Genomic DNA, 9,227 nt, shown 5'->3' on the forward strand with positions numbered 1-9,227 from the left:
AATTTTGGGCTGATTTAGCTGATGAATTGATGCGCCTCAAGCCCCATAAACTACCCTATTTTCAGCAAGGTTTACGGGCTATGACTCTTATCCAGTCTGCTTTATAACTTCTCTGTCACCCCTTCAGCTCCCTACCTCTTGCACAAAGAGCGATCGCTCGGTTCTAATTTTGTGTTAGTTTGCAAATAATCCTGCACCAAAGAGCAAGCATAATTCAGAGCATTTAATTGGAGAATGCGCGGTAAATTCCATAAAATTAGCGTATTATCATCACCACCAGAAGCTAAAAAAGTGCCGTCGCGGCTGATGGCGATTTTGCGAATACCTGCGGTATGTCCTCTTAAGGTTGTGATTTCTGTTCCATCCAATTTCCAAAGTTTAATTGTGGCATCGATACTCCCCGAAGCTAGGATTTTGCCATCGGGAGTAAAGGCAACTCCCCAAATTGCTGCTGTGTGACCTGTGAATGTTTGCAATAACTTGCCGTCAATTGTCCACAATTTAACAGTATTATCACCACTACCAGTTGCCACCATTTTACCGTCTGGACTAAAAGCGGCTCGCCAAACTGCTGCTGTATGTCCTGCTAAGGTTGTGTGTAATTTACCATCCAATGTCCATAATTTAGCAGTACCATCACCACTGACAGACACCAACATTTGACCGTCTGGACTAAAAGCCATTTGCCAAACTTCTGCTTGATGTCCTTTGAGAATCTGCGGTTGAGGCTGATTACGATGCCATATTTGCACTATTTTATCAACATTTGACATAGCGATCGCTCTACCATCAGGACTCAACACACCTGATAAAAGTTTACCAAGGGGATCTTGATAAGTAGCAATTAACTTGCCGTCTGGTTGCTGAAGTTTGATTTTATCGCCATAGGTACGCAGGGCAATTAATTTACCATCACGACTAAAGGAAATCTCAAAAATTGCCCCTTTAGACTCAGTAAAAGTTTTCAGCAGTTTACCTTGACGACTCCATAGTTTAGCGGTGTTGTCGTGACCAGCCGTCCCAACGATGGCGCTGTCTGAGGTGATATTTAATGACCAAATTCCCGATTTATGGGCAATAACTGACTTTTGAAAAGGGTTTTCACTCTGCCAAAGTCTGACAACATTTTCTGCACCCGCCGAAGCAATAAAACTACCATCAGGACTAAAACTTACTCCCCAAACAGAAGCGATGTGGCCTTTAAGGGTTCGGAGTTCTGTACCATCAATACTCCAAAGTTTAACTGTTTTATCAAGACTAGCAGAAGCAACAGTTTGACCATCAGGACTAAATGCTACTCCCCAAACACCTGCACTATGACCTTGCAGAGTTTTATCCAGGCGATAGGTATGATCTTCAGAGTTGCGTCGCCACAGTTTGACTGTTTTATCTTCACTAGCAGAAGCAATCATTTGACCGTCAGGACTGAAAGCTACAGCAATGACCCAAGTACTATGACCTTTGAGAGTTTGCAGCAGTTTGGCGTTTTCCCAGTTTGCACCTGCTTTTTTCCAGATTTTGACTATCCCATCTATGCTACTGGCTGCTACAAGTTGACTATCGGGACTAAAGGCGACTCCCCAAAACCCGACTCGTTCACCAGAAAAAGTTTTGAGTAATGTACCGTCTCGCTTCCAGAGTTTCATAGTTCTGTCGAAACTAGCTGAAGCAATAGTCTGACCATCGGGACTAAAGGCAACTCCCCAAATAGAAGCATTATGACCCTTGAGTGTTTTTAATAAAGTGCCTGTTGTTGTCCACAGTTTGACGGTACCATCTTCACTCGCCGAGGCCAGTATCCGACCATCAGGACTAAATTTGACACATCTCACTGTGGCTGTATGACCTTTGAGGGTTGCAACTGCTTGACCATCACGTCGCCAAAGTTTGACAGTTTTATCAACACTGGCCGAGGCAATGAAAGAACTATCAGGACTGACATCGACTGCTAAAACTGCTGCTGTATGACCCCAAAAACGATTGTATTCATCTGCACCATACACTGCTTGTTCTAATACAGCATCAACTTGTCTTCCAATGTTGGGTTTGTTGGAACTGAGTTTACGTAGTTTTTGTTTGGCTTTGATGGCTGCTATCAGTGCATCCAAGCGGCGATTTGAGGCAAACATTCCCTCGGAAGCGGATATTAAAGCCTGCATTTCGCTATTTTTGGCTTGCATTTCACTTTGTTTAGCCTGACGGTACAAAATAAAAGTCCCTATACCCAAGCTAGTAGAAACAAATAAACCAATACAGACTGCAATTAATAAATATCTCTGTAATAAAGCTGTTTTCTTTTCCTGTGCCAACCTTGCTTCTATTTCTTTCACCCGTGCAGCTTCTAAGGCGGTTTGTACCTCTCGCCGTTCACATTCTTGGCTGGCTACGAAAAATTGATAGTCCAAGTCGCTCAAACTTTTGCCTTGCGCCCAATTTTGCGCGTCTTTGAGTGCTTGTCCCCGCAATAACCGCGACTCATCTTGATAACCAGATAGCACCCAAGCATTAAAAATTTGCGAGTAAGGCCGTAAATTATCTAACTGTCGTATCACCCATTGCTGATTAAACACAGAGTGATAAATCGGGTTTTTTATTTTGAGATAGCCGTTTTGTCGTTTGACTAAACCAGATAGTAATAATTCTGTTTGTTCGTGGCTATCATTCAAGGCTACGGGAGTTTTAGCTGGTGCTGCTTCGGTTTGCAATACTTGTTGATAAAGACCTAACAACCGTGCGGCTTTTTGTTCATCAAACAACAGGCGATCGCGGATTGTGCGAAGATGTTCTGGTTCGTCTTTCGATTCCCAATGTTGAATTATCTGCTTTTGAACAAGTTGTTCTACCCAATACCCTTCGGTACCTTGAGGTAAGTCAATTTTGCCATTGGGGGTTTCCGAGGCAATTTGCACCACTAACTGACAAAGTTTTTGAGTTAAAAACGGTTGTCCACTCGTCCATTCTAGAATTTTTTGTAAAACTATTGGCGGTTGACTAACTACACCTTCTAATCCACGCAATAAAGGTTTAGCTTCTTCTAAGGTAAAACCATCCAATTCAATTGCTTGCCCGATATTAAAAGGTGTTCGGCGCTTATCGGTAATTAAATCCGCCGGACTAGCCACCCCAAACAACGCAAAGCCTAAACGTTGATATTTGCGATCGTGCGATCGTTGATTATAACAATGACGAATCCAAGCAAAAAAATCATTTACTGAAAAACTTAAACTTAATAAACTATCAATTTCATCAATAAAAATCAAAATAGATTGATTTTCTGGAGTAGATAGTAATGCTTCCTCGATGAATTGATGCAGCTTTTTAACTGGTGAAAGACCACTTTGTGTTTCCCACCAAGTTTTAAAATTAAATCTATCTTGGCAATTTAAGTTATAAAAAAGACTTAGAATAATTCCTTTATACCATTGTGCTGCTGTTGTATCTTCACTGCCCAAGCGCGTTACATCCAAGTAAATACAACTGTAACCTTCTTGTGTAAGATGATAACTTGTACGATGTAATAAAGATGATTTTCCCATTTGACGGGAATTTAATACATAACAAAAGTTGCCAGCTTTTAAGCTGGTATAAAGCTGTTCATCTGCTTTCCGAATCACATAACTTGGATCATCACTAGGGAGACTACCACCAACTTGGTATTTCATATTACGGCAAACATTTTCACCCAAAGACCGAAATTGAATTGAATGATTAATTAATATTTTTAATAACAATTACTTGATTTAAAATATCTTACTAGAATTTGGCATATTTTTTTTGCAAACTTGAGCTATATTTATAATTTTAATATTCTTTAATTCTCTTAAATGTCTTAAATGTCTTATCTGTCTACCATACTTTTTATTGATGTTCTTAAATGTCCTATCTGTCCTGAAATACTGTTACTAAAAATAAAATCAAAGGCATGATAGACAAGGCAGAGAAATAGTTGTATCTCACTTCAGATGGCTACTTTCGTTCAGCAAGTATAGCAATTTATGACAAAAAATAGAAAGCAAAAGCACTTAAGCAATAAATTAGGGGTGCAGTTGTTAGCACCCCTAAAAATCAACTATTTATTGTTGTGAGTGTTTACATTGGCATAATCCACAATGGATAATCCGTATTGAATGATGGAATTACGAATTATCCATCATAAATTATCTTCTTTTTCTGTTTCTGGGATCTAGGAAGTGAACAGCAGCACCAGCAGCAGCACCATTAAGACCATTTTTCCAGGTAGTTCTGCAACCACCAGTAATTGCTCCTGTAGCCACGCCAGCTACTGCACCTACGCCGACATCTTGGACAATTCTCCGGCCATTTCTAGCTCTGGCTCTTCTGGTTCTCAAACCGTTGGCACCATTTACCGCCGCACCAGCTCCAGCACCTGTGATAGCGTTGTTTAATACAGAACCGCATCCTGTCAAGGCTCCAGTAATAGCACTTGCACCAGCACCAATGGCTGCATTGTGGATAACTCGGTCATCTGCACTAGCAGGTTGAGTGGGAATTAAACTCACACTGGTTAAACTAACAGCCATCAAACCAGGTAAAAATGCACGTTTTAGGATGTTTTGCATGGGTAGTACCCTCTTAAAAAATCAAACGATTGGTGAACAACACAATATTAAGTGCGATCGCTAACCCTTTTTTATTCTAGACAACAGCAATATTATCTCGGTTTAAGACATTATTGATAATGACATACACACAAATATCATGACATCTACTAAAAGTTAGGAATTGTAACTTTCAAATCAGACAGCCAAATAGTTTCACGCAGGCGTGATTTGGGTTTACACAGTTCGGTTTTCCCAACTGTTTTACTTATACCATTTCACGAAATTACTGATAGAAATCGCTTCCTCTGCAACTCTGCTTCTGGTCGCCGAGCGAAGTCGAGGCGCTACTTGCATATCCGTATCATTTTTAAAGTGAAATGGTATTAGAGAAAAATCGGTTGTCTAGCGGCGGTGGACAATAAATAAACTGCCACATTGACAGCAAAAAATGAATATGTATAGCAAAATTTATGACTGGATTTCAGGGACTTGCAATTAACAAATATCGGATGAATTAGGGACAAGGGAGACAAGGGAGTTAGGAGTCTTGTTGAGTAAACAAATTGGACAAACATCTAGGACTCATATTTGATTTGGAAAAAAGTTAGTGGACTGACACAGCTAAATTTGGGCAATAACCAAAATTCTATCCGCGTCCATCTGCGTTTATCTGCGGTTAATTTTATCCAAACTCTGTTGCATTATCTTAGCCGTGTCATTCCGCTACTCTCTTTTTCCTGTTCCCTTGAATAGTTCAATTTATTTGTCCCAACCTAATTAAATAGCCTGAATCCATTCTTTGATAGAGTATTCAGTCCAAATACCGTTTTGCCAATAAGGGTCATTTTCGATTAATTGGCGGACAGTAGCTTCGTCTTCTGCTTCATAAATGCCAAACACCTTGGTGATATCTTTGGTGGGGCCGATGGTAATTAACACACCAGATTCTTTTTGTTTGGCTAAACCATCTAAATGTGCTTGACGGTAAGGAGCGCGTTTTTCTAAAACGTCGTCGCAGTAAGTTCCCCAGAGTACATATTTGGTCATAGTTAATCAATTAAAAATACAAATTTCACAATGAATATTAAGCTAAAACGGGTCAAAATTACAAAGTCATCTATGAAGGCAGGAGTTAAGAGGCAGGAGGCAGGAGGAAAACTGATCCCTAACTCCGCCTGCGAGATGATGTTCAAGGGTTTAAGACTTCACTGAACTTTCGTGAGAGTGGCTATTTTTCTTGAGGGGGCAGAATATTTTTATATTGCGTTAGCTTCCCGCAGGAGGCTTTGTATCCTGCCTCCTGCCTTCTGCCTCCTTCAAGGCTCATCACTACTAATTTTTAGCTTCTGAGGTTAACGCCGAATTTTTCTACCAAGGCTTCCCGAACTTTGTTGTGTACAGGTTCGACTTCGGCATCGGTGAGAGTGCGATCGCTTGCCCGATATACTAGACGAAATGCTAAACTGCGTTGTCCTTGAGGGACGTTTTCGCCACGATATTCATCGAAGATTTCCACAGATTCCAGCAAACCTTTACCAGCTTTGTTAATCGCTTTTTCCAGTTCGCCTACAGAAACTTTCACCGGGGCGAAAAAGGCGATGTCGCGATCGCTGGCTGGGTATGTAGAATAAGACTTAAATGTGGGAATCAAAATCTCATCTTGATCCAAGGCATCCAACAGCACATCTAAATCTAACTGAAATAGATATACAGAATCGGGTAAATCTTTTTCTCGCCGCAGTTGGGGGTGCAGTTGACCAAATACACCCAGGCGGTTTCCACCTATCCACAAAGAAGCGGTGCGTCCGGGATGCAACCGCTCATCACGACAATCTGGTTGATATTCTACTTGGATACCCAGTTGTTGAAAGACGCTTTCGAGAATACCTTTGGCTTCAAACCAAGTCATTGGCTGTTCCCGTCCACCTTTTGACCATTTGCCGAGGCTGCGGTCTCCTCCTAAGATACCAGCGATCGCATCAGCTTCGCGCAGACCGTCTTCTTCTTGTTGGAAAATTCGCCCAATTTCAAAACCATTCAGAGAACCGTTACCTTGTTCTAAATTGTATTGAAAAGCATCAATCAACCCAGCAATTAAATCAGTACGTAACGCCGAATATTCGCTAAACAAAGGGTTACTTAAAACTATCTGGCGGTCTTCCCCTGGTTTAACTAAGGAATACTGCACTAATTCGGTCAAACCTTCCCCCCGTAAAGTCGCCCGCAATTTCCGCAACAACTCTTGGTCTATGGGTAAATAGCCTGCTTGAGCTTTTTCCGGCAAGGTGTCGCAGAAATTATCATAGCCGTAGAGCCGAGCAATTTCCTCAATTAAATCAATTTCTCGTTCTAAGTCACGGTAACGATAAGGCGGAACAGCCACATTCCAAGTGCGCTCATCTGTTGGTGTCAGCTGACATCCCAAGGCTGTCAAAATCCTGACAACATCGCTTGCTTGTAATTCTCCTGTATCTTCACCTAAATCTGTAGGGCCTAGTATTTCATTCACCCTATCTAAACGCAGAGAAATCGAACGACTCCAAGTTGCAGGGTCGGGACGAGTATCAACAATTTCTTGATGTACAATGACACCGCCAGCCAATTCGCTAATTAAAGCTAAAGCACGACGACAGGCGACTTCCAATTCTGCCCGGTTCACACCCCGTTCGTATCTCCCCGACGCTTCACTGCGTAACCCCACCCCACGGGAGGAACGGCGAATAGCCACAGAATCAAACAAAGCTGCTTCTAAAACTAAATTTTGCGAACCTTCATCAACTTCCGTTTCTTCTCCCCCCATCACCCCCGCTAAAGCCACAGGTTTATCGTTAGCGGTGATTAACAAATTTTGGGTGGCGAGGTTGCGAGTTTGCCCATCCAAGGTTTTCAGCGATTCTCCTTGATTGGCAAAACGCACACCAATAGTTAAATTGCCATTACCAGCAACAGCTTGTAAACGGTCTTGGTCAAAGGCGTGGAGTGGTTGTCCCCATTCCAACAATACATAGTTAGTAATATCCACTACATTACTAATGGGACGCACACCCGCAGCCCGCAGGCGTTGTTGCAACCAGTCCGGCGAGGGGGCAATTTTTATTTGTTCAATGACTGTACCAATGTAAGCTGGGCAAGCTTGGGTATCAGCAACTTTTAAACCTAATTTGCCTGGATTTTGATTGACGGTGACTTCCCCAGGTTCAGGAATACTCAGTTTACCACCAGTTAAAGCGGCAACTTCTCGCGCGATGCCTACCATACTTAAAGCATCAGCGCGGTTAGCAGTAGCAGTCACATCTAAAATCACATCATCTAAACCCAGCAACGGCCGGACATCACTACCCACCAAGAGATTTTCCCCAGTAAAAATGTGAATTCCATCAACATCACTCGGCAAACCCAGTTCTTTTAAAGAACAAATCATGCCATGAGATGGAACACCGCGCAGTTTTGCAGGTTTAATTTTTAAGTCGATGTTTGGTAAATAAGTGCCAACGGTGGCGACTGGGACATAAATATCAGCCCGGACATTGGCTGCACCGCAAACAATATTTAAAGTTTCAGCCGCACCCACATCTACTTGACAAACACTTAATTTATCAGCGTTGGGGTGGGGTTGACGTTCCAGCACTTTCCCCAAAACCACACCATCTGCCCAAGTGCGGCGGTCTTCAATATCTTCTACCTCAAACCCAGCCATTGTCAGGGTATGAGCTAATTCTTCTGGGCTTAATTTAATTTCTACTAGTTCCCGCAGCCAGTTTAAAGAGATTCGCATAAATGACGTAAAATCAACAATTTCAGCCTATTTTTACTTAAAAATGCTCACCTAATGCTCAAAAGCATAAGTTTCGGTGTTTGAGCGCATACTTTGAGCATTATTTTATGACTCATTGGAGATGCTCGATTAATGCTCATTCCTCATTCTAATTGTTTCTGTTTATCTAATTTTTCCTGGATTGCGTCTCTGCAAAATTGTGCGGGGTCGTCTTGTGCCTTCACCGCTTCCTTCATCAACTCAGTACATCTAAAACTAATAGATGTGGTCATCGGTTCTTCACCCTTGGGTTGTGATGGTTTTAAGTTTTCGGGTGTTCCTCTAGGATTCGGCATTGTTTAGAAGTGTAAATGAAGCCTTTATCAGACGTACACAACTGATTAGAATGTTTAAATCAGTGGTTACATGAGCCTGAGAAACTTGTTAACCACTGATACCACTCGTAAAAATGGCAATATCTATTTTATGTTGTTTACCCGCACAGAATTAGAAGTTCTGACAGTTCAGCAACTCAAAACTAATACAGGATTTACGCACAAAGGTTTTCTGTTAAGAATGGGTGTAAGGGTTTGAGGGTGTAAAGGTTTTGAACACTTATACCCTTACATCCTTATACCCCTACACCCTTGCCAAAAATCTTGATTTTTCGTTTTTGTGCGTAAGTTATACAAGTATTTCTCGACACAAACTTACTTTATATTACTTAAATTATTTAATACCAATTCTATTTGAGGTTGCATTTAATCTTTATAGCGTTTTCCAGTCTAATGAGATACAGTAATTAGATAAGATATAGATTATGAGAAGATATAAATGAAAGCATACTCACTTGACTTTCGGCAGAAAATAATTGATGCGTACTTAGAGGGTGGGATCTCACAAAGACAGTT

6 protein-coding genes are annotated in these 9,227 nt (G+C 41.4%); 1 reads left to right on the forward strand and 5 read right to left on the reverse strand.

Features of this window, described 5'->3' with window-relative positions:
* Positions 1 to 131: 131 nt before the first annotated feature.
* The 5 genes from H6G75_RS32230 to H6G75_RS32250 all read right to left on the reverse strand — a co-directional run bounded on the left by H6G75_RS32230 (position 132) and on the right by H6G75_RS32250 (position 8,672).
* A complete protein-coding gene (locus H6G75_RS32230; protein WP_190983926.1) occupies positions 132 to 3,662 on the reverse strand; it encodes an AAA-like domain-containing protein in 3,531 nt (1,176 codons plus the stop codon).
* A 495-nt stretch (positions 3,663 to 4,157) separates the two neighbouring features.
* Positions 4,158 to 4,580, reverse strand: a complete 423-nt coding sequence (locus tag H6G75_RS32235; protein ID WP_190983927.1) for a hypothetical protein — start codon at positions 4,578 to 4,580, stop codon at positions 4,158 to 4,160.
* 759 nt (positions 4,581 to 5,339) lie between these two features.
* A complete protein-coding gene (locus H6G75_RS32240; RefSeq protein WP_190983928.1) occupies positions 5,340 to 5,609 on the reverse strand; it encodes a YciI family protein in 270 nt (89 codons plus the stop codon).
* Between the two features lie 292 nt (positions 5,610 to 5,901).
* Complete coding sequence (pheT, locus tag H6G75_RS32245; protein ID WP_190983929.1) at positions 5,902 to 8,337, reverse strand: phenylalanine--tRNA ligase subunit beta; 2,436 nt, start codon at positions 8,335 to 8,337, stop codon at positions 5,902 to 5,904.
* A 143-nt stretch (positions 8,338 to 8,480) separates the two neighbouring features.
* Positions 8,481 to 8,672: a hypothetical protein gene (locus H6G75_RS32250; RefSeq protein WP_190983930.1), complete on the reverse strand. Its 192-nt coding sequence runs from the start codon at positions 8,670 to 8,672 to the stop codon at positions 8,481 to 8,483.
* A 70-nt stretch (positions 8,673 to 8,742) separates the two neighbouring features.
* On the opposite strand from H6G75_RS32250, the gene H6G75_RS32255 reads away from it, so the two are divergent.
* Positions 8,743 to 8,910, forward strand: coding sequence for a hypothetical protein (locus H6G75_RS32255; protein ID WP_190983931.1), 168 nt, complete (start codon positions 8,743 to 8,745; stop codon positions 8,908 to 8,910).
* Positions 8,911 to 9,227 lie beyond the last annotated feature (317 nt).

This window comes from Nostoc sp. FACHB-280, assembly GCF_014697615.1.
Classification (GTDB): domain Bacteria; phylum Cyanobacteriota; class Cyanobacteriia; order Cyanobacteriales; family Nostocaceae; genus Nostoc_B.

Bases quoted from the DNA above. Each gene is read 5' to 3' on its own strand.
- H6G75_RS32240 (WP_190983928.1), bottom strand. From the start codon at position 5,609: ATGACCAAATATGTACTCTGGGGAACTTACTGCGACGACGTTTTAGAA.
- H6G75_RS32235 (WP_190983927.1), bottom strand. From the start codon at position 4,580: ATGCAAAACATCCTAAAACGTGCATTTTTACCTGGTTTGATGGCTGTT.
- H6G75_RS32255 (WP_190983931.1), top strand. From the start codon at position 8,743: ATGAGCCTGAGAAACTTGTTAACCACTGATACCACTCGTAAAAATGGC.
- pheT (WP_190983929.1), bottom strand. From the start codon at position 8,337: ATGCGAATCTCTTTAAACTGGCTGCGGGAACTAGTAGAAATTAAATTA.
- H6G75_RS32230 (WP_190983926.1), bottom strand. From the start codon at position 3,662: ATGAAATACCAAGTTGGTGGTAGTCTCCCTAGTGATGATCCAAGTTAT.
- H6G75_RS32250 (WP_190983930.1), bottom strand. From the start codon at position 8,672: ATGCCGAATCCTAGAGGAACACCCGAAAACTTAAAACCATCACAACCC.